The 25,434-nt window shown below is 38.5% G+C and carries 19 protein-coding genes; 14 read left to right on the top strand and 5 right to left on the bottom strand.

Features of this window, described 5'->3' with window-relative positions:
- Positions 1–91: 91 nt before the first annotated feature.
- On the bottom strand, positions 92–3,106 hold the full coding sequence (locus MF646_RS06525; RefSeq protein ID WP_250095688.1) for a CotH kinase family protein: 3,015 nt from the start codon (positions 3,104–3,106) through the stop codon (positions 92–94).
- A gap of 206 nt (positions 3,107–3,312) precedes the next feature.
- Here MF646_RS06525 and MF646_RS06520 point away from each other — a divergent pair, with 206 nt between their 5' ends.
- On the top strand, positions 3,313–4,065 hold the full coding sequence (locus tag MF646_RS06520; RefSeq protein WP_250095687.1) for a polyphosphate polymerase domain-containing protein: 753 nt from the start codon (positions 3,313–3,315) through the stop codon (positions 4,063–4,065).
- A 15-nt stretch (positions 4,066–4,080) separates the two neighbouring features.
- Entirely contained in the window at positions 4,081–4,770 is a 690-nt protein-coding gene (locus MF646_RS06515) for a DUF4956 domain-containing protein (RefSeq protein ID WP_250095686.1), read from the top strand.
- Positions 4,771–4,904: 134 nt separating this feature from the next.
- On the opposite strand, the gene MF646_RS06510 is transcribed toward MF646_RS06515, so the two are convergent.
- The gene (locus tag MF646_RS06510) at positions 4,905–6,902 is read right to left on the bottom strand and encodes an acyltransferase family protein (protein ID WP_250095685.1); all 1,998 of its coding nucleotides are present in this window, start codon (positions 6,900–6,902) and stop codon (positions 4,905–4,907) included.
- 312 nt (positions 6,903–7,214) lie between these two features.
- On the opposite strand from MF646_RS06510, the gene MF646_RS06505 reads away from it, so the two are divergent.
- On the top strand, positions 7,215–8,642 hold the full coding sequence (locus tag MF646_RS06505) for an S-layer homology domain-containing protein (RefSeq protein WP_250095684.1): 1,428 nt from the start codon (positions 7,215–7,217) through the stop codon (positions 8,640–8,642).
- A gap of 263 nt (positions 8,643–8,905) precedes the next feature.
- Here MF646_RS06505 and MF646_RS06500 read toward each other — a convergent pair whose 3' ends face one another.
- Entirely contained in the window at positions 8,906–9,730 is an 825-nt protein-coding gene (locus MF646_RS06500) for a tetratricopeptide repeat protein (protein ID WP_250095683.1), read from the bottom strand.
- Positions 9,731–9,952: 222 nt separating this feature from the next.
- Here MF646_RS06500 and MF646_RS06495 point away from each other — a divergent pair, with 222 nt between their 5' ends.
- From MF646_RS06495 to MF646_RS06455, 9 genes are all read left to right on the top strand, one after another.
- Positions 9,953–11,371: an N-acetylmuramoyl-L-alanine amidase gene (locus MF646_RS06495; protein WP_250095682.1), complete on the top strand. Its 1,419-nt coding sequence runs from the start codon at positions 9,953–9,955 to the stop codon at positions 11,369–11,371.
- 182 nt (positions 11,372–11,553) lie between these two features.
- The gene (galU, locus tag MF646_RS06490) at positions 11,554–12,435 is read left to right on the top strand and encodes a UTP--glucose-1-phosphate uridylyltransferase GalU (RefSeq protein WP_250095681.1); all 882 of its coding nucleotides are present in this window, start codon (positions 11,554–11,556) and stop codon (positions 12,433–12,435) included.
- A 10-nt stretch (positions 12,436–12,445) separates the two neighbouring features.
- Entirely contained in the window at positions 12,446–13,588 is a 1,143-nt protein-coding gene (locus MF646_RS06485; protein ID WP_250095680.1) for a polysaccharide pyruvyl transferase family protein, read from the top strand.
- A gap of 16 nt (positions 13,589–13,604) precedes the next feature.
- Positions 13,605–14,948 carry an O-antigen ligase family protein gene (locus tag MF646_RS06480; protein WP_250095679.1) on the top strand — a complete coding sequence of 448 codons (1,344 nt, stop codon included), beginning with the start codon at positions 13,605–13,607 and terminating at the stop codon, positions 14,946–14,948.
- On the top strand, positions 14,941–16,059 hold the full coding sequence (locus MF646_RS06475; RefSeq protein ID WP_250095678.1) for a glycosyltransferase: 1,119 nt from the start codon (positions 14,941–14,943) through the stop codon (positions 16,057–16,059). The genes MF646_RS06480 and MF646_RS06475 overlap by 8 nt, the downstream gene beginning before the upstream one ends.
- Positions 16,046–16,525 carry a PssD/Cps14F family polysaccharide biosynthesis glycosyltransferase gene (gene pssD / locus MF646_RS06470; RefSeq protein WP_250095677.1) on the top strand — a complete coding sequence of 160 codons (480 nt, stop codon included), beginning with the start codon at positions 16,046–16,048 and terminating at the stop codon, positions 16,523–16,525. Before MF646_RS06475 ends, pssD begins: the two co-directional genes overlap by 14 nt.
- Positions 16,522–17,001, top strand: a complete 480-nt coding sequence (gene pssE, locus MF646_RS06465; RefSeq protein WP_250095676.1) for a PssE/Cps14G family polysaccharide biosynthesis glycosyltransferase — start codon at positions 16,522–16,524, stop codon at positions 16,999–17,001. Before pssD ends, pssE begins: the two co-directional genes overlap by 4 nt.
- Before the next feature lie 12 nt (positions 17,002–17,013).
- Positions 17,014–18,570 carry a murein biosynthesis integral membrane protein MurJ gene (murJ, locus tag MF646_RS06460; RefSeq protein WP_250095675.1) on the top strand — a complete coding sequence of 519 codons (1,557 nt, stop codon included), beginning with the start codon at positions 17,014–17,016 and terminating at the stop codon, positions 18,568–18,570.
- Positions 18,567–19,862, top strand: coding sequence for a UDP-glucose dehydrogenase family protein (locus MF646_RS06455; RefSeq protein ID WP_250095674.1), 1,296 nt, complete (start codon positions 18,567–18,569; stop codon positions 19,860–19,862). Before murJ ends, MF646_RS06455 begins: the two co-directional genes overlap by 4 nt.
- A 69-nt stretch (positions 19,863–19,931) precedes the next feature.
- Here MF646_RS06455 and MF646_RS23375 read toward each other — a convergent pair whose 3' ends face one another.
- Positions 19,932–21,806: a SpoIID/LytB domain-containing protein gene (locus MF646_RS23375; protein WP_420842483.1), complete on the bottom strand. Its 1,875-nt coding sequence runs from the start codon at positions 21,804–21,806 to the stop codon at positions 19,932–19,934.
- A gap of 360 nt (positions 21,807–22,166) precedes the next feature.
- Between MF646_RS23375 and MF646_RS06440 the strand changes: the two genes are divergently transcribed.
- Positions 22,167–23,231 (top strand): glycosyltransferase family 4 protein, encoded by a 1,065-nt coding sequence (locus MF646_RS06440; protein WP_250095673.1) that lies wholly within the window; start codon positions 22,167–22,169, stop codon positions 23,229–23,231.
- Positions 23,232–23,289: 58 nt separating this feature from the next.
- Here the strand turns inward: MF646_RS06440 and MF646_RS06435 are convergent, their stop codons facing one another.
- Positions 23,290–24,303: an LCP family glycopolymer transferase gene (locus MF646_RS06435; protein ID WP_250095672.1), complete on the bottom strand. Its 1,014-nt coding sequence runs from the start codon at positions 24,301–24,303 to the stop codon at positions 23,290–23,292.
- 592 nt (positions 24,304–24,895) lie between these two features.
- On the opposite strand from MF646_RS06435, the gene MF646_RS06430 reads away from it, so the two are divergent.
- Positions 24,896–25,348 (top strand): Lrp/AsnC family transcriptional regulator, encoded by a 453-nt coding sequence (locus tag MF646_RS06430; protein WP_250095671.1) that lies wholly within the window; start codon positions 24,896–24,898, stop codon positions 25,346–25,348.
- Positions 25,349–25,434 lie beyond the last annotated feature (86 nt).

Raw genomic sequence — 25,434 nt, 5'->3', positions numbered from 1 at the left:
TTAAAACTTTAACTTGTCTACTACAATTAAATGTAAAAATGCACACGAGAGTTTCGCCTAAAAGACTCCGTGTGCATGCTTTGTTATTTATTTACTTTACTACTTGAATCCCATCAATATGAATTCGCTCATTCGTAGCTTCAGATCGGCTCTCGCCTTTAACAACAATCGTAACTGTATGCTCACCATGTTCTAATCCGGTCAACTCAAATAACTCATTTTGGAAGACTGCATTAGGTTGATAAGTGTCGACTTCAGCAATTAGCTCATCGTTTACATAAACATCAGCTAACCCTTGAGTACTTGCGCTGTATCCATACCAAATAAATCCTGTTCCTTCAAAGGTGAAAGAGACTTCACTAGCTTTTTCGTTTGAGAAGATCGCTAGTTGATTTCTATGTTCAGCAATTCTGCTTTGTTGCCAAGTTCCAGAGTAATGGAAGATCGGACTATTTGCATTGTAAAAATCAGCGGTACCGGCGACATTGTTTGTAGAAACATTTAGAATGTGAATGACATTGCCTTCACGGGTGTGGCCAGTAACAACAACGGAACCAAAATCATTAATTTGGAGAACATTGTTTTCATCGATAGAAGCGACATCTGCGTCACTTGTTTCCCAACGTACAACGTTAGTATCGATTAACTCAACTGTACTACCTAGTTCTACCGTTTCGTTGTTTTGCTTAATATGAGAGACATCGATCGTTAACTCAAGAACAACTTCATTTGCTGTCGAGAAAGTAATCGTAGAAAATCCCTTTTCTTGTAAAAGTAATGTACCGTTTTCTCCTATTTCCACGACTGTTTCATCACTAGAATCAATTTGGATTTGCTCTAATTCCGGGAACGAAACATCAATTGGTGTGTCTGTAAAATATGTTCCACTCCATCCGGCAGGTAAATCACTTGCATCTCGTCCAGCAATTTTCCATTTTAGATCAGGATCAACGGTAGCTATTGTCATTTCGCCTATTCCACGTAAATCAAAATAGCTTAAAAGGTGAGCTTGAACGAAATCGGGTCTCTCTTTGGCAAAGCGGCGCATTGTATCGACTTCTTCATTCCATTTTTCGATATCAACAGGTGCACCCCAACGATCAATATGACTTGGCATCTCAGGGGCAATAACCGCAGCCATGTTATCAATCGTTTGAATGACTAGATCTGATTCGAAATTCGTATTTAAATAATGAGCAAAGCGTGAGATGAATGTCTCACGGAATGAATCATTTTCGAGAAGCGTTCGTAATAAAAACGTCGAATAATCTGGGTTTGGCCAGCTTGTCCCACCTGGTTCTGTAGCAAATGCAAGTGTATGATGAGCAACAGTACCGATAGCTCCAGGTAAGTCAAAAGCAAAATCAAGATCATAGACAGACCAGCGCCACTTCCCATCAGGTCGTTCACGCCAATAACGGTTGTTATTTCCCGGCCAGTCTGTATTTCTCACAAAAATTTGTGCAATTTGGTAATCAATAAAATTGTTTACATCAATTTGGTTTGCAACTTGGTCATAGACGTCAGGTTGTGATAGATCATTTTCTCTCATATAGGCAAGAAGAGCAACATAATCATCATTTGTCCCCTCTATAACCGTTGCATCTCTTTCAAGAAAATCAAGATCTTGAGGGTCGACACCATGTTTAATTTCGTAATAATGGCTATCATACCGCTCTCTCAAGTTATAAATACCCCAATACTCGCCATTTACATATAGCGTAGTAGGACGGTATAGCTGTGTTTCTAAATCGAAATCTTTTATTAGTTCTTGAAGCATGGCATCACGGAACAATGTGTTATTCCAATCGTTCCCGGAATTTCTTAAAAGTAACCGGTTATACTCACTTCGCGTGTCATCCTCAAAGAATGGGTAACGGAATCGATTTTCACCGTAATCACTCCTAGCATAAAGACGGAATGACTTTCGATCAACGGTCCTTGATGCACCTCCATGCATCCGGATACCTGCACCTTGTGATAAGACTCGCTCTCCGTCTTTTTCGAAAAACTCAAGGTTAATTGGGCGTTCCCATTCTGCTCCGCTTTGTGCAAAGTTTCCAGTGTGATGTGGGTTCGGTGCATCTGGGTTGTAGTAAATACCTGGTACATAGATTCCAATTTCTCGGTCAAATAGGTTTGCTGGATCAGTTGAAATAGAAACAATTGGTAATGTTGTGTCAACACCAATTAAGAATGTGTGAGTAACCTCATCACTTTCCTCTATCCCTTCCGCGAAAAACTTAGCACGAATAACTGTATTTTTTGCAATTTCAATAGGGTTACTATAAGCAGTTGATGTTTCATCTGGAGCTGAACCGTCCGTTGTATAACGAATGACACCTTCAGAATCTCCTTCTGTAGATATGCTTACCGTAATCTCGGAATCGAATAATCCACCTGTTTCAGAAAAGACTAAATGATGTTCGGGCCGCGCAAAGTCTTTATCTTTGATTGAGTCGTATGCTTCGGAAAGTAAAATCCAATCCGTAATGGGGTTTCCTTCCAAATAAAGACGCTCACGTAAAGTAGGTAACGTTGTTAACACTTCAACGGATGTAATGTCGTTATACCTTGCATTTAAGTCGTTAAGCTCTGTCAATTTACTAAGAGGAGTTAAATCATCTATTTTGTTTTCACGAATGTTTAGTGAAAGTAGATTTGTTAAATCTCCAATTGGTTCCAAGCTTTCAACTTTATTCCCTCGTACACTTAAGGAAGTTAATGCTCTTAATTGAGCTAATGGCTCAAGCGTAGTAATGTTATTATCTCGAACGTCCAAACTTTCTAGTCGAATCATCCGTTGCAATGGTTGCAAATCACTAATTTTATTGCCAGATATGTCTAAACTTACTAAGCTCTCAAAGGCTTGTATCCCTTCAATGGAAGTAATTCCACTATTAGCAAGGGAGAGATTTTCTACTCGATTGAGCATATCTTTCCGGATAGCTCCTTCTTCTAATTGTAATTCTGTCCGAATTGCTTCTTCGAAAGCAGGATCTTCAAATACCAATTTTTGATCATCGGCAATTTGAAATCCAATCCCCCATATTAGGGCAATAATAGGGATAAGCCATAGTAAATTCTTAAACAATTGCTTCTTCAATGTATGAGTCCTCCTGTACGAAACTTGAATATGATCATGAGTTCAAAATGATTTTCCCATTAATAAAACTCTTAGATTTTGTAATGACAGTTGAATTCAACCAGTGTTATACTACTAATTATGTTAACATTCTGTAAAAATCAACAGTTTTATTATAAAGATATTGTAAAGCTTAAGTCCAATATAAATTAAGGTGGTGATTGGTCTTGGCACTTGAGATCTTTAGTCGTTTTGAAGTGAAATATTTAATCCCATATAATATTTACGAAAAATTAGTCCCTTATTTGTTAGAAAGAATGCGATATGACAAATTTGGTACAAATGGTTATTATAACATTGTTAGTTTATATTTTGATTCCCCTGATAAAAAGATTTATTATGAAACTAGAAATAAACTTAGGTTCAGGCAAAAGCTTCGACTTCGTGTTTATGAAGATGCAACGATAGAAGGTCCTGCATTTTTAGAAGTAAAGCAAAAGTATAACAATGTCGTTAATAAGCGTCGTACGAAAATTAAATTAAGTGACGCTTACCATTACTTGCAAAGTGGCACAACTGATTTTATGGAAGGCTACGACCTTTCAAACCCGCAAATTCTAAAAGAGGTTCATTCGTTCAAGAGCTTATATGACTTAGATCCTCGAATCATTGTCAGTTATGATCGTCAGGCATTCCATGGTCTATATGAAGAGGACTTGCGTGTTACGTTCGATTTTAATTTAATGTGCCGTGATGATAACTTGCGGGTAGAAGATGGACCACAAGGGAAGCACTTTGTTGATCCGAATTTAGTTATTATGGAAGTGAAGGTTACGCATAGTGTCCCGCTTTGGTTGACGCGTCTACTTAGCGAATTTGAATGTAAAAAGCAAAGTGTCTCGAAATTTTGTACAAGTATCGACTTAATGGAAGAAGCTCGTAGGGACGCTGTAACACTGAGGGAAAAAGTCATTATTTAGCTTGAGGAGAATACGATGAATCAATTGTTTGAAGAACTTCAATTTTTTGCAGATCATACTACACGGTTAGCTGTGATTGAGTCTTTTGCAGCCATTATTTTAAGTTTTATTTTAAGCTTACTAATTACATGGGTTTATAAACTTACTCATAAAAAAGGTCAATATTCTCAGTCGTTTATTCATACAATCATTATTATGTCTGTCGTTGTCTCAGTCATTATGATTGTCATTGGAAATAATATTGCCGTGGCCTTCGGTTTAGTCGGGGCGTTCTCGATTATTCGCTTTAGAAGTGCAATGAGTGACCCGAAAGATATTGCATTTATCTTTTTCGGCATGGCAACAGGGATTGCTTGCGGGTTAGGTTTTTATATTTTAGCTATTTTATTTGCGATTACGCTGTCTGTTTTAATCTACATTTTATTTGTTGTTGATTATGGCAAGAAAGATGTGGAAGAAAAAACACTGAAAGTAACAATTCCAGAGAACTTACATTATGAGCAGTTATTTGATGAATTGTTTAATAAATACTTAAAAAGCTATACTTTGCAGCAAGTTGAAACGACAAGTCTTGGGACTATGTATCAACTGACATATACGATCACGTTACAGGAAGGCGTGACAGACAAAGAATTTATGGACGCCATCCGTGAGCATAATGCCAACTTAAAAGTTTCCATAATTATGCCATCGCGCGTGTATTAATATGATTACGAGGCTGTCTCAATGGTCAATGAAAGGACCATTGAGACAGCCTCGTTTTTGTTTTAAAATGCAAAAAAGGGGATCGCCTAAGGTCTTTGTTTGACCTTGGGAGATCCCCCTAAATGCAATTGTTCTTATTTGTCCAGCTTTTCAAAAGCTTCAACCATATAGTCCTCTAAAACAGGTCCTAGCGTTTCAGAATATAAAGTGGAAAGGTGATGATTGTCACGGTAAATTAATACATTTCCAATAACAGCCTCACATGTTCCCTCTGGACAGAAATAGTCGGATAGGTCGATAAAGAACACATTGGATGGGATCCCTTCTGTGTTTTCCCACGGAGGAATGTCGGACAAGGCGTCTTGTCTAGGAACGGAACATTCATCAGGGTTTACCTCGACACATAAAGGAATATCATCTTCCATCCTCGGGTTATCCCGGATGGCGATAACTTCGGTAATGCCTTCCATCTTTTTCCACTGATTGAGATATCCTAATGGGACGGTATCGCCTCGATTGACGTTTGCTGTTGTAAATACGAAATCAGGTGGATCTGATGTTAATGGATCAAGAACATTTTCATTCCACTCCATACAAGACTCGTTCAGGATTCCATCGAAATCATCATCGGAAAATCTGCAACCATCTTTATTATAAACATCAATTCTTATATTCAACCTTTCTGACATTTCTTCTAAAGCAGGGAACCAGTGCCCTGAATGGGAACCACCGACAAGAGCAATCGTATAGTCTGGGTTTTCTAGCTCACCGTACGAGCAGAGTGTTACTTTAGGGTCATTTAACCCGGAGTAGCAGTTTAGCTCTTCTTCGTTATAAAAAGTTGGCAAGTGAGCTTTTGCCTGAACGGCATTCGGCAGTGGCTCTAACCCAGGGGTCGGTTCAATGCCATAAAAGATCGATTGTGCACCTGGATAATCTTTAATCGAATGGTATCCATCTAAGGATTGACTATTAGCTACATGAACGCTCCAAGCCGTACCGGCGACAAGAACAGGAACGAGGAAGCTCACCAAAATGGCTGATAACTTGACCTTTGATTGCTTTACGTTCATGTTTCGGACTGGTGACTCAATGATTTTTACCGATACGATTGATAAAGTGATCGAAGCGATAATAATTGCAATCCCACCGACGATTGAAACAGTATCCGTCCTAAAGTAATCATAATAGAAAACCAAGATCGGCCAGTGCCACAAATAAAGCCCGTAGGAAAAGTTCCCTAAGAATGAGAGTGGCTTTGATCCTAGTAATTTCTCCACTCCAAACTTGCTTCCGCCCTCAGCTGCGATTATGACGAAAATGACCCCGGTTGTTGGCAGTAGTGCAGCATATCCTGGAAAGACTGTTGATACAGGCAAAAGAATTCCAGTTAATAAGATAATCGTTAACCCAAACCAACCTAGTATAAAACTGATTGCTTTATTAAATGAAAGATATGGAATCAGTAGCGCTAGAATTCCACCTAGACTAAATTCCCATACACGGGCGAACGTGTCGAAATACGCCCACGGCTGATTAACTGTTGTAATGTACACGGAATAGCTGAGTGAAGCTGTAAAAATTGTGAGCAGCACAGCAAGCAATGTTTTTCTAGCAGGTGTTTTTAGCACCTTTTTGGCAATAAAAAAGGATATAAAAATAATGAACGGCCATAGTAAATAGAATTGGCCTTGAATTGAGAGAGCCCAGTAATGTTGGAATGGACTTGCTTCATTATTTTGTGCTAAATAATCGACCGCATTGTGGGCCAATTGCCAATTTTGATAATATAACGCTGATGCAAAAAGTTGCGGAATGGTTTCTCCCCATTGTGCATGCGGTAAGATGAGAATAGAACCAATGGTTGTTACTAAAATAACAGTAAAAGCAAGGGGAAATAACCTTCTAGCCAAACCTAATATATACTCAAATACGTTGACTGAGCCGACTTTTTCCATTTTTGATAATAAAAGAGTGGTAATTAAATACCCTGACACAATAAAGAAAACATCTACTCCACCAGAAACGGAGCCTAACCAAATATGATAAATTGCAACCAGAAGTGCAGCAACTGCTCGTATCCCTTCTAATTCGGGACGGAACCTTCTTTCTGGTGATTTTAAATCGACCATAATATACATCTCCAATTTAATAATTTCATTTAATCAAAAACTCCGTTGGTACTTACTCTGACTAAATGCCTATTTGTTATAGTACTCCACTTTTGTTATCAGTATTAGATACAAAGTGAAGAAGCAAAGGAGCTAGGACCCTCTCATTGCTTGTCTATTTTATACTAGCTTCATAGTTTTATCAATGTAACGGAAGATGGACTTGGAAGCACGGCCTCTAGCATTACAGTAACGGCCATGAATAGAAAGATTGGGTGGAAGCCAAGTTAGAACTAAGCAAAGAGTTACTATACATTAGGGGGGATTACTACATTGTTTCGTATTAGGTTAAAGCTTGTCTTTATTTCGATATTGATATACATGTTTCTGCCTTTTTCGAGCACACAAGCCCAAACGGATTTTCATGACGTAGATGATGATTTTTGGGCAAAGAATGAAATTGAATTTTTACATGAACAAGAGGTGATCTTTGGTTATCCAGAAGGGAACTTTAAACCAAACTTATCGATAAATCGAACACAAGCGGCTACAATGCTTGTTCGTGCATTAGGTCTTGATACGAGAAATCGACCGGACCCGGGTTTTGCAGACATTAGTCAAAACTTTCATGCGTATGACATTGTTGCTACTGTCGCAGAAGAGGGATTGTTAACAGGAAGTGATGGGATGTTCCGACCAGGTGAAACACTATCCCGAGCACAAATGGCAGTCATTTTACAACGTGCTTTTGAGTTATCTGGAACGTGGGATCGAGAATTTACGGATATTCAAAATGGCTTTTGGGCGTATGATGAGACTCAAGCACTTGCGGCAAACCGAATTACAACGGGCTACTCGGCGGATGGAACATTTCGTCCTAGTAATCCAACAACTAGAGCTCAATTTTCTGTGTTTTTGGCTAGGCAAATAGATGAGGCTTTTAAACCAGCAGATGAAGATCAAGTAAAAGAGAGTATGTTGGTAACTTTATATGAAGAGGCCAAAGAAGGGAGGCTACTAGGAACGAACGTAAAGATTGGATCTAATTATTATGATGTATTACGTGAATTTGGGACACCTGACTCACAAAGTGTAAACTACATGCAGTATTTTAGCGGTTATTTGGTTGGTCTTAACCCGACGGGCAATGTTTTTTTGCTTCATCGATACGACGATGCAGGACTTACCTTAAACGATTTAACAAGGGTATTTGGACCTCCAGATAGAGAAGAGGTTCAAATCGGTGAAATGCACACGATTTATCATGCAAATCTTTATAAACTTACTTTTACGAGAGACTTTATTGGAAGAGATAACTATTCTAATAATGTAAGAAGTGTGTTTTTACAGCCGCGTGATCCGGATGAGTCTTATTATGAAATTGATAAATCGACATGGCAAGTGTACGAAAATCAGAAGTTTGGATTTAAGGTTCACTTCCCCATTACGTGGTCTCCGAATGATTGGGACGACAGTGGAATGGCGTTGCATGAAAAGCGAGACATGTATATTGTTGCCTTTGCTAGGCCTGTTGTGGAGTATGATTTTGAATTCCCGCCGACCTATTATGATACTGTTACTTTAAATAGTGGAAAGCAAGCATATTTTCATGAAGGAGCAGATGATCAATTTGCAGGATACCATATGATCCTTATTGAAGATGGAATTGAGTATCACTTTAGTTCTGAAATGGCACTGTATTTTTATGAAGATAACAAACATATTTTAGATGAGATTATGTTGAATTTTGAGGTTTTCTAAGGATATACCAACGCTATTTTGTTAATTAGGGAAGTGAAGGTGCAAGCAGCTGAAAACCAGGGGAATAGGTCATCATGAGATAGATGAAGGCCTCAACTGTCCAAGAATAATAAAATAGATCCGTCATAAGAATAGGTGAACAAACCCACCAATATCATCTAGTACAATTCTTTAAATCCATTTTCGAAAAAAACGAAAAGGAGGAAATCATCCTCGATTTCCTCCTCTATACTATGTTTCGCACCCATTAGGTTAAAGCCGCCCTAGTTTAATTTAGAATCAAAATAACTACGATACATCCCGAACGTATCTGTACCATATGTCTTTAAAAAATCGGTCGTAGGAGAGTATGTCATCTCAAGGTAAGCTGCTGCTGCTTCGTGTTCTCCCATTTCTTCTAATACGTAACTTAACGTATAGTATAGGGACATATCATCAGGTTCCAACGCAATTAAGAAAAGGTAATTCTCCACGCTTTCTTCGTAATTCCCTTTTACATAATGTGCATTTGCAAGTGCGTGCAATGTTTGCTTATTCGGATCTTCTCCACTAGCGTATAAATCCTCTTCCAATTGTAGAAGTAACTCAACTCCTAAATCAATATCATACTTTGTATCAATTAGCAGTGAAGCATAATAGGCCACGTTATTTTGTCTTTCTGACTCACGCTCGTACTGACGTTTAGCCTGGTTAAGTGTATCTTCTACCAATTTCGGAGAGGGATTATTCGTGTTTCTCACGTGAGCTTGCAGTGCTTCGTAATAGCGTTCTGTATACATTGCTGCTTGTGACTCTTCTTCAGCTAAAAGGTAACGTAAATAAATAATAACTTCATTATAATTACCAGCAGCGATCTCATCTTGCATAATGCTATTTACATTTGTAGTCGATAGTTTCTCGAAGCGGAAACGTTCTGCGAGGGTTTGAACCAATGAATCATTATATTGAAATTGTTCGTCGTCATAAGCATAAACTTCCGAATCAATGCGACGTTCTTCAGCAAGTTTTCTCTCCATATTTATTGTCGAACATGCGGATAAAAAACTTAAAATGAGTATTAAAAATAGAGAAAAAAGAGTTTTCTTCATTATAATTACCACCTTATATGAACAGTCTTCTTATTTTAGCTTTTTTTCATACGATTGTGAAGGGAGCGGCAAAGGTTTTTAAGCTATTACCAAATTTATATAGATTACAACAAGATATACGAAAAAAATACTAATTTCGATATTTTTCTAAAATCGCTAGTTTCATAGAATTTTACATGGTATTCTAGGATAGAACAAAAATGACGGATGGGAGGCATGTAATTGTTAAAAAGAGGAGTTTCTTTGTCTTTAGTTTTCGGACTCTTGTTCTCCCTATTTTTGTTAGGAACAGGAACGAATGCTTCAGCACAAAGTACGTTTAGTGATGTCCCTTCAAGTGCATGGGGACATAAAGAAATCCATTATTTAAAAGATAACGGGATTATTGGAGGTTATCCAAATGGTACATTCCGTCCGAATAACTCGTTAACTCGTGCTCAGGCTTCCGTAATTCTTACAGGAGCTCTTGGTGTTGATGGCCTTAAAGTTAGTAGAGCCACATTTCGAGATGTGAGCCTTTCTTATTGGGCTTCGCCAGAGATCGAGCGTGCTGCTTCATTGGGAGTTTTGACTGGACGCAGTGATGGACGTTTCTCTCCAGGAGATAACCTTACAAAAGCTCAAGCAGCAGCAGTTATTGTCCGGGCCTTTAACTTGAGTGGTTCTGGATCTAGCTCTTTTAGTGATGTCAGTTCTGGGTATTGGGCTCAAAGAGAAATTAAAGCTTTAGAACAAAATGGCATTGTTGAAACAGGTGGACGCTATGAACCGGGAAAAAGCATTTCGCGTGCAGAGTTTGCTACATATGTAGCTCGTGCGATGAATAACAGCTATCGCTTAGGCGCATCACAGCCAAAACCGGAAAGCGCTCAGTTTACAGGTGTTGTTAATGTATCAAGTACATTAAATGTCCGTTCTGGTGCTGGGACGAATCATTCAACAATTGGCAGTTTAAGAAATGGACAAAAAGTTGATGTGTATGAAACGATTGGGTCTTGGTATAGAATTAAGTTTGGCAATGGTTGGGGATTTGTAAGCTCGACATTTGTCAAAAAGGAATCTAGCAATTCATCTAATACCTCTAACTCCAAGTTATCAAACCGTGTCATTGCGATTGACCCAGGACATGGTGGTCGTGACCCAGGCGCAGTAGGTAATGGATTACAGGAAAAGGATATTGTATTAGCTGTTGGACTTGAGTTAGAAAAGAAGCTTAAAAGTGCTGGTGCGACGCCAGTTATGACGCGAAACAGTGACGTATTTATTGAATTAGGTCAACGTGCTAAAATTGCGAATGATGCAAAAGCTGATATTTTTGTAAGTATTCATGTTAACTCAGGGCCTTCAGGTGGTCATGGAACAGAAACATGGATTGCTTCATCTTCTTCATCAAGCAGTGATAGTAGAAAACTTGCAGAAATGATTAATAAGCGTCTAGTAGCAGAATTAGGCACACGTGATCGCGGAGTAAAAACAGCGAACTTCGCTGTACTTCGTGAAACAAATATGCCTAGTGTTTTAGTTGAACTTGGATTTATTACAAATAGCAATGATGCCTCCATCATGAAGCGTTCTAATTTCAATGAAAAAGCTGCAAATGCGATCTACAAAGGTATTGAAGATTATTATTCTAGTAAATAAAGAAGGAGAGTAGCAGAGGACCGATCTGCTGCTCTTTTTTGTTATCGTAAGATTCCTTCATAGAATGTACATTTTCATATATTTTTACATCATTGAAACGAAGAATTAATCTGCAATGTAGGAATGACTCATGTATAATGTAGAAGGAATTAACTCTGAATGATAAACGGGAGGGTACCGTCTTGAAAGTAAAAAAAGCGATTATCCCTGCAGCAGGTTTAGGGACGCGGTTCTTACCAGCTACAAAAGCGCAACCGAAGGAAATGTTACCAATCGTTGATAAACCAACGATCCAATATATTGTAGAAGAAGCTGTGAAATCAGGTATCGAGGATATCTTAATCATTACTGGACGTGGGAAGCGAGCGATTGAAGACCACTTTGACAGAATGGTCGAACTTGAGGAAGAGCTAAGAAGAAAAGAAAAAGAAGAGTTACTAAAAACCGTTCAACAAAGTACGGACCTACTCGATATCCACTACATACGTCAGAAGACTCCATCAGGACTAGGGCATGCTGTGTATTGTGCACGTAAGTTTATTGGCGATGAGCCCTTTGCTGTATTGTTAGGGGATGACATTGTTAAGTCAGAAACTCCGTGCTTGCAGCAAATGATGGAGTTATATGAGAAACATGAAAGCCCAATTATAGGGGTACAAGAAGTTTCGGATCATGAAGTGGAACGTTATGGGATTGTTGATTGCAAGCCTTATGGCAAAGGGGTTCATAAGGTGAAGAGACTTGTAGAGAAGCCGTCGAAGGCAGAAGCCCCGTCAAACATTGCCATCATGGGCCGTTATATCCTTACCCCAGATATCTTTGACGTTCTTGAAAATACGGCACCTGGAAAGGGCCAGGAAATCCAGCTGACAGATGCCCTTCAGACGTTAAGTCAAAAGCGTGATGTACTTGCCTATGAGTTTTGCGGGACCCGTTATGATGTCGGGGAAAAGCTAGGATTTATTCAGACGACGATTGAATTTGCCCTTGATCGAGCAGACTTAAAAGATGAGATGGAAATATATTTAAAGGATCTTGTTGAAAAACGATTCACAGGAAAGTAGGACGTAGAACATGAAAGTTGGAATTATTGGGAATTACGGAAATAACAACAATGGAGATGAAGCGATCTTAACGGGAATTTTGAATCAATTGACCGAGCATCTCCATGTGAAGAAAGAGGACATTGTAGTCTTCAGTAATAATCCTGAGAATACGGTCGAGCGTTACGGCATTACAGCGAAACCTCTCATCCACAAAAAGGGGAGTATCCTGAAATCAGGAACCACAACGATTCGGGCGAGTTTTCGTGTGATGAAGGAGCTTGATCTGCTTATTATTGGCGGTGGCGGTCTATTAATGGATATGTATAAACGAGACGCGCCGCTTTATAGCACCCTTGGTATTACAGGCAAGCGTGCAGGGTGCAGGGTTGTGGTGTATGGAGTGGGCGCGGGTCCTCTGAACACAGCGATTGGGAAGTTTCTTATTAAGCAATTAACGAATGCAGCACAGTCGGTCTCTGTTCGTGATACGGACTCACAAAAGCTCTTGCAATCCATTGGGGTAAAAACACCTGTGGCTGTTATCGGAGATCCTGCTTTTTCCGTACCAGCGGAGAGAACACATACGCATTCAGAGGCAATCAAAAAAGTGGGAGTGACGGCCGTTCCATATTTCAGCAATCAATATTGGCCGACTCCGGATCTGCCAAAGTATAATGCGTACGTTGAAGGAATGGCTGCAGAACTCGATCAATTGATTGAAGAAAAAGGGGTAGAGGTTACCTTCTTCTCGACAAAATTTCCAGAAGATGTTCAAGTGACAAAAGATATCTTTTCGAAAATGCAACATCAAGAAAAGGCTGCATTACTTGAAGACAATCTTCATCCAACAGAAATTGTTCGGATTAGTGCGGAGCAGGATTTAATCATTGGAACAAGGCTTCATTCGCTTATCCTATCTGTTGTCGCACAAACACCTGTTATTGGGATCGGCTATCATCATAAAGTAGAGGATTTTATGAAAGTGATTGGTATGCCTACATCGGGAATTCCGATTAACAAAGTCACTCCTAACTCAACAGCGATTGTTGATGTTTTTCACGGGATTAGTGAGAAGTGGGATTCGGTTCAACATGCTTACGTAAAGGTATCAGACCAATTAAAACAAGAAGCGTTAAAAGGTTTGAAACAGCTAGAATTAGATAAAAAGTGAATGGTGTGAATTTTTTATGATAGAGAAATATTTACCGGTGGAACGAACGAATCGGCTCCTCTTGGTAGCTACCGTCTTGCTTGTTATTTGGACATCAATTGAACTACAGTTTACAAGGATTTGGGGGAACTTACTTCCGGGAATCGTCCGAATGGCCATTTCCTATACGGGGGAAATGCTCCTTGTTGCCATGGCTCTGATTGTGATTATCCATCCTCAAATTGGTCGGAGACATTTACTAGCGAAGTTGAAAAATCCGATTAACGGGAGCTTAATCCTCTTTATGAGTTTTGCGCTATTTAGTATGTTTGTGAACAATGTTCCGTTTACTCAAGGTGTCTTTGGAGTCCGTGCATTGTTTCAATATGCCATTTTGTTTTTTATCTTGCTTGCCTTGGATATTCCGGCTAGCTGGGTGAAAAAAGTGTTTCATTTAATTATTGGTTTGGCTATTTTTCAATCTATTATTGGCTTTATTCAAATTGCCTTACTAATACCACTTCCGTTACGAGATGTTTCACAAAGAAGGAGCATTGCGGTTGGGGAGGAAGTTCGTGCATTTGGATTAATGGACTCTAGTAATACACTTGCTGGATTTTTAGTTGCTGTACTGTTGCTTGTCGCTCTCTATGTATTTGTTTACCGACAAGAGCTCTCTACAAAGAAGAAGACGATTTATTTGGTGATCGTTGCGGTGTTATTAACGGCAATTGCACTAACGTTTTCACGTCAAGCCTTTTTAGCGTTAATCGGCTGCTTTGCTATAATTGGTATTATCAATCGAAAAAACAATGCATTTCGTATTTTATTAAAGGTTGCTATCGGACTCATTATTTTATTTATCGTAGGCTACGGTCTTGCTCTTGCCTTTCTTGAAGGGTTTGCTCAGCGGAATTTATATACGTTAGATTTAACAAAGAACTACCGTTTCCTTATCATATTAAGTGGGTTAGAAGTGTTTATGTTTAATCCAATTGCCGGGGTCGGTCCAGGGATGTTTGGGAGTAATGCTGCGTTTGTCTTTAACTCACCATTCCACCAATTTATGCATGAAGGGCTTCCGAGTACGATGCGTACAGTAGATAACAATGCGTTGTATGTTCTTGTTGAATACGGCATTATTGGAGTTATTTTACTCGGTTATTTCTTGTTTAAAGTGTTAAAGGAGATGACCTTGTTCGCTGAACGAAATCAATTGATTTATAAATGGGTAGGTTTATTTGTTGTTACATTTGGGATTGCCTTTGTTATTATGGGGTTATTGTCTACAGCCTGGGAAAATCACCAAATTGCACTATGGTTTTGGCTCTTCTTAGGAATCGGGATGAACTGGCATATGAAGGAGAAAGAAAATGAATAAACAAAAGCGGGTACTTGTTTTAAGTAACATGTACCCTGGTGCAAAAAGTTCAACGTTTGGCATTTTTGTAAAAAATCAAGTTCAGGCATTAAGAGAACATGGGGCGAAAGTTGACGTTGTTGCTGTATCTGACCCAGATATGAACAAGCCTAACGTGTTAAAAAAGTATCTAAAATGGGCAGCGGAGACCATGTTTTCTTTTCTTTTTAAAGGAAGACGCTATGATGTTGTCCACGCTCATTACGTCTTTCCTACGGGAATGCTTGCCCTCTTATTTAAAAAATGGTTTAAAACAAGAATGGTTGTAACGGCTCATGGTGGAGATATTAACCGGATGGCTAAAAAAAGTGAGCGAATTAAGCAATGGACGGCGAAAATTTTAGAAGAGGCTGATCACGTTATTACGGTAGGGCATGATTTATATCGTGAAATTCATGAAAAGTACCATATCCCAGAAGAAAAACTATCGGTCATTAATATGGGTGTCAATTTAGAGGTTTTTCAACCACATGAAGTTAGTGAAGCAAGGCAAGTTCTCGGGATAAAGGTGGGTGAAAGACCAATTGTTTTTGTTGGAAACATTATAAGAGAAAAAGGAATATTAGACCTGCTTGAAGCTTATAAAATCTTGAAGAAAGAGCAAGAAAATTTATCTCTTTATTTAATAGGAAATCCAAAGCTTGAATCATTTAAACTAGAAGTTGAAGAATATATAAGGCAACATCAACTAACAGATGTTCATCTTTCTCCGGCTGTTCCTCAAGCGGAGGTTGCGATATGGATGTCAGCAGCGGATGTGTTCGTCCTTCCGTCCCATATGGAGGGGTTTGGACTTGTTGCAGTGGAAGCAATGGCTTGTGGAACACCAGTTGTTGGAGCAAGGGTAGGTGGACTTCAAACTCTACTAGAAAATGATCATGGGGTATTAGTTGAAGCGGAAGACCCCAATTCATTAGCGAGGGGTATTAGGAAAGTCATTGAGAATGAGGACTATAGAAAGCAGTTAATTAAGGCTGGTAGAAAAAGAGCGCTAGAAAACGATCAAGAGCTATTAATTGAAAAGGTTTTTGAGATATATGAGAATAAGGTGATCGAAGATGAAAAGAAATAAAAAGAAAAAAGTAATGTTCATCTCCTCGATTGGTGGTCATTTGACACAACTATTGCAGTTGAAGCCGTTATTTGAGAAATATGACTACCATATTGTAACAGAAGAATCGAGTATCACAAGAGAATTAGCAAAAGAATATCCTGTGTCTTTCTTAGTTTATGGAGCTCGTAATTACTTATTTAGTTACTTATTTAAGTTTTCTTTTAATTGTATTAAGTCCTTTTTTATTTTCTTAAAAGAGAGGCCGGATGTCATTGTTACAACAGGAACTCATACGGCAGTTCCAATGTGCTATATTGCTAAGCTGTTTGGAAAAAAAGTGGTTTACATTGAAAGCTTTGCTAAAACAACAACTCCAAATCTAGCTGGGCGTATGGTTTATCCAATTGCTGACTTATTTATTGTTCAATGGGAATCGATGAAAAAAGTCTACCCGAAAGCCGTGTATGGGGGGTCAATCTATTGATATTTGTAGTATTAGGAACGCATGAACTGCCCTTTACACGATTACTAGAAGAGGTTGAACGTCTGCAGAAGGAAGAAGTAATCACAGAAGAGGTTGTCGTACAAGTGGGGCATACTCCGTATAAAAGTGAGACAATGAAGCTTATTCCATTTATGAGCTATGCTGACATGGAAGCATATTTTGATCAAGCGAGATTAATCATCACCCATGCAGGCACGGGATCGATTATTACAGGTGTGAAAAAAGGCAAAACCGTGATTGCGGCTGCACGCTTAGAAAAATACGGAGAACATAATGATGATCATCAAATTGAAATCTCTGAAACGTTCAGTAATAAAGGTCATATTTTGAGTGTAGTAGAGATGGAGGATCTCGAGTCAAAGCTTGAAGAAGCAAAAAGCTTTGAGCCCGTTCCGTTTGAAAGTGGCAGGGATCGGATGATTGGGCTTATTGATGATTTTATTAAATCAATCTAATTTTATTAGGGAATGACGGAAAGAAGTGAACCGAACGTGAAAGGCAGTACGTTATTTAAAATTATTGGAGCAGTAGCCGTGATCAATCTTGGGTCGCGGTTTATCGGTTTTTTACGAGAAGTAGTCATAGGTTATCAGTTCGGAACAACAAATATTGCAGATAGCGTCATTGCGGCCTATACGCTGCCGAACTTCTTTTATGTCGTTCTTGGTGGAGCGATCACAACAGCATTTATCTCGATATTTAGTAAAATGGATGATCCGTTGAAAAGAGAGACGTTTGTAAGCTCCATTTTCACGTGGCTTTCGTTGCTGTTATTGGTGTTTACGGTTTTACTCATGCTATTTTCAGAGGCAGTTATTGGATTGTTGTTTCAAGGATTTGCAGTGGAAGAAGTCAAACTAACAGCTGACCTCTTTCAATTCATGGCACCAGCCACTTTATTTCTTGTCTTGTCGATGTGGTTTACGGGCATATTAAATGTAAATGGAAAGTTCACGTTAGCAACAACATCAACTTTAGTGATGAATGTGGTGTTTGTGATTATTGCGGTGGTTGCTTTCCCGTATATCGGACCGTATGCGCATGCGTATGGGGCAATTATTAGTGCGATTGCTATGGCGGTCATGCTGATAATTTTATTAAAGAAAGGGAAGTTTGTGCGCTTTCGATTAAATTTCAAAATCGATGATGATTTTAAGAAAATGTGGCGTTTAGCTCTGCCGATTATTTTAGGTGGTGCTACATTACAATTTTATTTTCTGATCCATCGAATTTTCGCATCGGAGTTAGCGTCGGGGGCAATTGCTGCATTAAACTATTCATCTAAAATCGTTCAATTGCCACAAAGTGTGCTGATGACAGCTGTGACAACGGTAATCTACCCACTGCTCGCTAAGAAAGTAGCGGCAAATGAGCAGGATGACATCCAAGCCCTTTACCAAAAAGGGCTGCGTATGATGACGATCATCATTATACCAGCAACCATTTTTGCTTTCTTTTATGCTGAGGAAATTTTTAGACTTGTATTCGAATATGGAAGTTTTACAAGAGAATCAACGTTAATCGCCGCACCTCTTTTTCAAATATTAGTCATTGCGATGTTTGCTCACTCAGCTAACCTTTATGTCACACGTTTTTTCTATGCAAAGGAAAAATCAGTGCTGCCAGTATTATTAGGGACAATTTCGGTTTTTGGAATCAATGTTGTACTTAATCTTTTATTTATCGAACGGTTTGGTGCTGCGGGCTTGGCAGCGGGGACATCCATTAGTGCGATTTGTAACTTCATCATGTTAATTGTTGCGGCAAAATATGTCCTTAAGTTAAAATTATTTGGTCCAAAAATCTTGAACACAGCTATGAAGTTTGCTGTTCTATTCGGGGGGCTAATTGCTGTTCAATTAGCTGTAAAAAGCGTCGTTACGATTGATGTGCCGATCGTAACTCTTGCTGTTGGTGGGGTTGCTTCAATGATAGTAGTAGGTTTCATTTTGTACGTATTGCGTTTTCCGGAATATGAAGCGATTCGTACTAAGTTAAAGAAAAAGGTTGTGAAACGAGGATGAAATTAGCTGTTGTAGGAACTGGATATGTAGGACTCGTATCGGGAACTTGTTTTGCCGAACTTGGAAATACAGTTATCTGTGTTGATAAAATAGATGAAAAAGTTGAAATGTTAAAGCGTGGAGAGATCCCGATTTATGAGCCTGGATTAAAAGAGTTAGTAGTAAGTAATCAAGAAAAAGGCCGATTAACATTTAGCACAGACTTGGCTGCAGCTGTTGCAGCATCGGACATTATCTTAATTGCTGTAGGTACACCAGCAGCAGAAGATGGATCGGCAAATATGTCCTACGTTTATGCGGTTGCCGAAGAAATTGGAGAAGCACTTGATTCAAGTTATAAAGTAGTTGTTAATAAATCTACGGTCCCTGTTGGAACAGCAGAGAAGGTTGAAGAGATTATTAAAGAAAAGAATGAGAACGCGCAGGTTGATGTTTGTTCTGTTCCAGAATTCCTACGTGAAGGATCAGCCGTTAAGGATACGTTTAACCCTGATCGAATCGTCATTGGAACATCGTCCAAGAAAGCAGAAGAGATGCTAGTAGCTTTACATAAGCCTCTAACAGAAGAGATTGTTGTTACAGACGTCCGTAGTTCAGAGATGATTAAATATGCGTCCAATGCCTTCTTAGCAACGAAGATTTCGTTTATTAATGAAATTGCTAACATTTGTGATGCATACGGAGCTGATGTGAAAGCTGTTGCTAGAGGAATGGGTCTTGATAACCGAATTGGGCCGAAATTTTTAAATGCAGGACTTGGCTATGGAGGGTCTTGCTTTCCAAAAGATACAAAGGCCATTATTCATTTAGCGCAATCGGCTGGGTATACTCCTGAGCTTTTACAGGCAGTAGAAGGGGTTAATGAACGTCAAAGTTTCCGGATTATTGAACATGTAAAAGGCATTTTTGGAACGGAATTAATTGGATTAAAAGCTTGCATACTTGGCCTTGCTTTTAAACCTGAAACCGATGATATTCGTGATGCGCCAGCTTTGAAAATTATTGACCAGTTATTAGAAATGGGGATGGCTGTTAAAGCGTACGATCCAATTGCGGTTGAAAATACGAAAAAGGTACTTGGTGATCGTGTTGAATATGGAGCGAATGTAGAAGAGACGCTTGAAGGTACTGACGTGATGATTTTGGTCACTGAGTGGGATGAGTTTGTTAAACTTGATCCAGAAATGATTAAGAATAAGCTCAATCGAGCCATCGTTGTCGATGGAAGAAATGTATATGAACCGAAGGCTATGCGAGAGGCTGGATTCATTTATCATGGAATTGGGAGATAATAAAAAAGACGAAGCTGTGACGAGCTTCGTCTTTTTGCTACATACTTTTTTGTGAGTTGCAAATACTACTTATCTAAATGACTCATCAATGGCACGTGTCATAAAACGTGAGAACTGAACGCGATTTGTCGTCTGGTTAGGACGGAACGCGCGATCACCGTGTTCTGTTGTTAAACCGTGATAAGCAATTGTATCAATCTCTTTTAACAGTGATTGATTATACGTATCTCTGTTGATGTCAGCATACGTAAACGTTACGCTATCTGGTTTTGTTAAGTTAAAGGCACGAGTTAGAACGGCAGCCATTTGTGCACGTGTTAAGTCCCCGCCAGGATTCATTTTTCCGTTGCTGCCTGTCATAATACCGTGATATTCCATCTTTCTAAAAAGGTCATAATATGACTGGTCTTTTGTAATATCGGTAGCTTTCAAATTGTAGCTACTTGGTGGTGCTGATAAATTAAGCTCTCGGTCAAGCATTCTTGCCGTTTGTACACGTGTAATTGTTTGGTTTGGTCTGAAGCTATTGTCTGGATAACCAGTAATAACACCACGGTTATAAAGGAACATAATTTCTTCAAAACCTGAGAACGTGTTTGTTACGTCAGTGAAGATGTCATTGCGCTCTACATCGAATTTGATGCTTCGTAGTGATACGCCGAAAGCAGATCGCAATCCATCTGCGTTTCCAGAAGGTAATACAACAGAGTGCGCTTTGCCGCTAGTTTTGTGCTTACCAGTTACTTTCACTTCTTGAACAGAATCGGCACTTGTTCTTTTCTTAATTTGAATGTCTTCAACCATGATATCTCTTGAACCAAAAACAGCTTGCGCAATAGTGGCATTTGGGACAATGACTTGCCAGTTATTAAAAGGGCTTGTAGCTGTATCGTAAGGGTCATTAACAGCTTTTAAATAAGAAACACTGCTTGTCCAAACATTTTCACTGTTTTCTGTATGGCCGCCTGAACTAGCATGGAAAACAGCATTAATAAGGTTATTGTTGTTATCTAATGCGACTTGTCCAACTGTTTGTTTAATCGCATCATCGGAACGAGAGTGTTCAGATGCTTGCCAGTTTACAGCAGAATGCGCACGAGTTGCCTTTCCTTTGTAGACTTGGTTAGCAACAGTGTCAACTAAAGTACCGCTGTTAGAATTTACTTGGACATGCGCATACGTACGCGCAGCAATAGCTTGTGCTTTTAATGCCTCTAGATTCCACGAAGCAGGCATTTCATTAGGAACAACACCGCGTAAGTAATCTTCCATCTTTAATTCGTTCGTTAAGGTTGGTCGGTTGTTTCCAACTCCAATAATAAAAGATCCTCGGTATTGTGCATCCACTGTAGAGGTTCCTTGTGTAACTTGAGACACAGCAGCAAATGTGTCGTTCGAGTTGTTCGTTGCTCTTAATTCAAATCCTTTGTCTGATGTGATTTCTTGATCGTTTACGTTTACTACGACTTTATTGCTTTTTTGACTAAATTCAAGTTTGCCAGTAAATGAAACTTCTTCATTATTATCGGCGTTATATAATTTGTGATTGCCGTTTGGTTCAATCGTAAAAGTTTCGGATGGAGATAACCTAACTTTCACATCGCGATCATCTCTTGTACCAAGTTTAATTCCCTGGTAATAATGTTTTAAAATTTGCTCATAGTTTTTTCCGTCTTGTGCCATACCGCGTGCACCATATTGACTCATACCTATACGGTGGCCCCAACCATCACCAGTAAATGTAAACGTGGCACCACTATTTGAAGATGAAGCTTGTACAACTTCAGCTGGATCTACATATTCAACACGTTCAATTGGTTCACCGTCAATAATTGGATATGTTTCTACGTTGTCTACAATGTCATCAGCTAAAGCCAATCCACTACCTGAAAAAGTAATAATGGCTACTAAAAGAAGGATAAAAAGGGAATGTAATCGTTGCATAAATAAACTCCTAACCTATTAAATGTTTTTGCTAAACTACTAGATCTTGCTCATGATTGTGAGTTAAACTATTAAATTTCGACCTCCTCTTACAAAATCTGTAGTTTTATTATAACAAAATGCTACATGTTTCATAGAGTTAACGATTGGAAAGTGTAAAAAAAGGTAAATTTACACATCTAAATTGTGTGAAATTGTGTCAATCTGCATAAAATGAAAAGTTTTTGATTCCGCTTTACAATCTTTATGGTACAATCCATTATGGGGAAATTGCTTTGGTATAAAAAGATACAAATTAAGTTCTTAAAAATGAAATAAAAGTGATGATACTGGAGAAGGTAAGAAATAAGGAGGGTAATTATGCTTGCTCTTGCTTTAATCATTTGCTTTATCGTGACGGTGCTTATTACACCGCTAGTAAAGCGTTTTGCAATCAAAATTGGTGCAACTGACAAACCAAATCACCGTAAAGTACACCAAACGTTAATGGCACGTTTAGGTGGTTTGGCGATATATATTGGTTTTCTTGTAGGTTTTGTTCTTTTACAGCCAAATAGTGAATTTACATTGCCGATCTTAATTGGAAGCTTCGTTATTATTGTCACCGGTTTTCTCGATGATATGATAGAGCTTTCAGCTAAATGGAAATTGTTTGGACAGTTGCTTGCAGCTGGTATTGTTATATATGGTGGTGTACAAGTTCAATTTATTAACTTGCCATTTGATGGGCAACTACAGCTTGGCTGGTTTAGTATTCCATTAACATTGTTGTGGATTATTGGGGTAACGAATGCGATTAACCTAATTGACGGATTAGACGGTCTGGCAGCAGGGGTTTCATCGATTGTGCTAATTACAATTTCATCATTGGCGATTATGCAAGGGGATCTTTTCGTTGCATCGCTAGGTGTAATCCTGTTAGGAAGTACGTTAGGGTTTCTTATCCATAATTTCAACCCAGCGAAGATTTTCATGGGTGATACTGGAGCTTTGTTTTTAGGTTATATGATTTCGGTCATTTCCTTATTAGGGTTTAAGAACGTAACGATGTTTTCATTGTTAATCCCAGTTATTATTTTAGCAATTCCTATTTCGGATACACTATTTGCCATTGTTCGCCGTTTAGTGAACAAGCAACCTTTGTCTTCGCCGGATAAGTCTCATTTGCATCACTGCTTGCTAAGGTTGGGGCTTTCACATAAGCAGACAGTGTTAGCTATTTATGCGATGACAGCATTCTTTGGGTTAGCTGCTGTCATGTTGGCGATGTCAACGTTATGGATATCAATGATTATTATCTGTGTGATTATTATTGCGATCCAGCTGATCGTGGAGCGTGTAGGGCTCGTTAGTCAAGACTACCGACCAATGTTAAAGTTTTTGAGAAGGTTTAGTGCGAAACGACCATTGAAATATGAAAAATGACTAGGTTAACATAACCTAGTCATTTTTTTTGCGTCATTATAAACAAATGACTCAGAAATTATTCTGAGTCATATTCATTATATTCTGTTTCGTATTGAGGTGCCGCTTCCTTTAATCCAAGGTGAACTTGGAATATCTCTGATAGCTCGTTTACGGATTCATCATGAAGCTGATAGTAGTAAACACCATTTATACGTGCGTCACTTCCTGCTAATGATAAAGATTCAATGTCATTTAGACCACTAGCATAAGAGTGAAGAGCAATGATGTTTCCGAAGCTTAAGTTTGTACTCATGTGGTCTTCCACACTTTGCATCACATCTCCATAGTTTCCAATCGATGAAAGTGATGCTCCTTTATCAATAATTCCTTTGATTACTTGCTGTTGACGTTCCCCACGTCCTAAATCTCCACGTGGATCTTTTTTACGCATCCGTGTAAATGCTAATGCTTCTTCTCCGTTTAACGTATGTCTTCCTTCAAATAAAGTAATGCTCTCTTTGTTGTTTTGACTATCCATCTCACTGAAAGTAAATGGTACATCAACCTCAACCCCGCCAAGGGCATCAATAATTTCAACAAAAGCGACAAAGTTTAATTTTACGAAATAGTCAACGGGAATATCAAATAAATGCTCTACTGTTTCAATTGTTAAATTAAGTCCCCCAAATGAATGGGCATGGTTGATTTTATCGTAATTCACTCTGCCTGGTATTTCAACATAGGAATCTCGCGGAATGTTTAAAAGCTTAATCGTACCTAGCTCTTTGTTGAAAGTTGCAAGAAGCATGGCATCTGTTCGCCCTCTTAAATCGCCATCCCGATCGTCAACTCCAAGTATTAATACAGAAATGTTATCCTTGGATGGATCAACAGCAACCTCTCTGCGTTCTGACTTTTCACCACGGTCAAGTTCTAACTGAGTGTTAGCTGTTACATTAGAGAGCTGATAAATGAAATAACTGACGGCAGCTCCAAGCCCTAATAGACTCACAAGACTTATAACCATAATGATACGAAATATATTTTTTTTCTTTCTTTTTTTACGGCGCCTAGACTTTATTTGCGTCATACGCAATACCTCACTTTTAATAAATAATGTATTACTTCTTTCATCTATACATACCAAAAGGTTTAAACCGAAAATAAGACAATATTCTACACTTACTTCATAGTATCTAAAAAAAGTAGATTAGTAAATAAGAAGATTGAGGGAAAACGTGAAGGAGTTTCAAAGAGGACCAAAGAGGGTCAGACCCTTCTGCAGTACTGTACAGAACAACAGAGGGGTCTGACCCCAAATATACGTTGTGGGTGCATAAGTTATTGTAAGAAACCAAATGGTCTGTTTACACTATTTGGGTAGGTTTTACTGGTGTGAGAGGATTCGTAGCAATACTTGAGTTATTTTGTTAATTTCGAAAAAAATAGTGCTAAATAGCATGGAAATCACATATAAAATCATAACTTACTATTCCGTTTGTTAGAAATTCCCACAAGGAAATAATTATTTTAAAAATATTGAATATTGCATTAAGCTGAATATTAAATTATAATGACGTTAGTCCAATTTACGAAATTTGCAGAAAAATATGTGAAATTAATAAATTTCGTAATGAAATACTAGTTTTCTAGCAAAATTCGTTATTGAAGAGAGTGGTCATATGAGTAAATTAGATGAAATGGATTTTTCAATTCTAGGATTTTTACAAGAGAATGGTAAGCGTTCGTATACTGAGATTGCAAAGTTGCTGAATGTCAGTGAAGGAACCGTTCGAACGCGAATCAACCGAATGTTAAAAGATGGGGTTTTCGAATTTATTATTCATATGGACCCGAACAAAATTGGATTAAATGTTCAAGTCATTATTGGGATCGTCACAAAGCTAGGGCATCAGGAGCAAATTGCGACAACTCTGAATCGATATCAAGAAGTTCGTTTTGTCGGTGCCTTTTCTGGTCGTCACGATCTAATTTTACAAGCCTATTTTAAGAACAATGACGATCTTGTTCATTTTGTTAACAAGGAACTTGCTAATATGGATGGCGTGATCTCTGTTGATGTAAGTATTGAATTAAAGCAATACAAAGATTCTTTCTCGTATATAGAAAAGTAACTAAAATTTTCGCAATCTTTTTACTATTATTAATATTAATCCAGTTCAATCGTTAATTATGCAAAGTCTTCTAAGATGAATGAGGT

Source organism: Halalkalibacter alkaliphilus (assembly GCF_023555415.1).
Lineage (GTDB): Bacteria > Bacillota > Bacilli > Bacillales > Bacillaceae_D > Halalkalibacter > Halalkalibacter alkaliphilus.
Note: the sequence above shows the minus strand (reverse complement) of the source record. Positions and strands in the feature narration are given on the sequence as shown.

Excerpts from the sequence above, each read along its gene's own strand:
- MF646_RS06515 (WP_250095686.1), top strand. The coding sequence starts at position 4,081 with ATGAATCAATTGTTTGAAGAACTTCAATTTTTTGCAGATCATACTACA.
- MF646_RS06510 (WP_250095685.1), bottom strand. The coding sequence starts at position 6,902 with ATGGTCGATTTAAAATCACCAGAAAGAAGGTTCCGTCCCGAATTAGAA.
- MF646_RS06500 (WP_250095683.1), bottom strand. The coding sequence starts at position 9,730 with ATGAAGAAAACTCTTTTTTCTCTATTTTTAATACTCATTTTAAGTTTT.
- MF646_RS06485 (WP_250095680.1), top strand. The coding sequence starts at position 12,446 with ATGAAAGTTGGAATTATTGGGAATTACGGAAATAACAACAATGGAGAT.
- MF646_RS06480 (WP_250095679.1), top strand. The coding sequence starts at position 13,605 with ATGATAGAGAAATATTTACCGGTGGAACGAACGAATCGGCTCCTCTTG.
- MF646_RS06475 (WP_250095678.1), top strand. The coding sequence starts at position 14,941 with ATGAATAAACAAAAGCGGGTACTTGTTTTAAGTAACATGTACCCTGGT.
- pssD (WP_250095677.1), top strand. The coding sequence starts at position 16,046 with ATGAAAAGAAATAAAAAGAAAAAAGTAATGTTCATCTCCTCGATTGGT.
- murJ (WP_250095675.1), top strand. The coding sequence starts at position 17,014 with ATGACGGAAAGAAGTGAACCGAACGTGAAAGGCAGTACGTTATTTAAA.
- MF646_RS06455 (WP_250095674.1), top strand. The coding sequence starts at position 18,567 with ATGAAATTAGCTGTTGTAGGAACTGGATATGTAGGACTCGTATCGGGA.
- MF646_RS23375 (WP_420842483.1), bottom strand. The coding sequence starts at position 21,806 with ATGCAACGATTACATTCCCTTTTTATCCTTCTTTTAGTAGCCATTATT.
- MF646_RS06440 (WP_250095673.1), top strand. The coding sequence starts at position 22,167 with ATGCTTGCTCTTGCTTTAATCATTTGCTTTATCGTGACGGTGCTTATT.
- MF646_RS06435 (WP_250095672.1), bottom strand. The coding sequence starts at position 24,303 with ATGACGCAAATAAAGTCTAGGCGCCGTAAAAAAAGAAAGAAAAAAAAT.
- MF646_RS06430 (WP_250095671.1), top strand. The coding sequence starts at position 24,896 with ATGAGTAAATTAGATGAAATGGATTTTTCAATTCTAGGATTTTTACAA.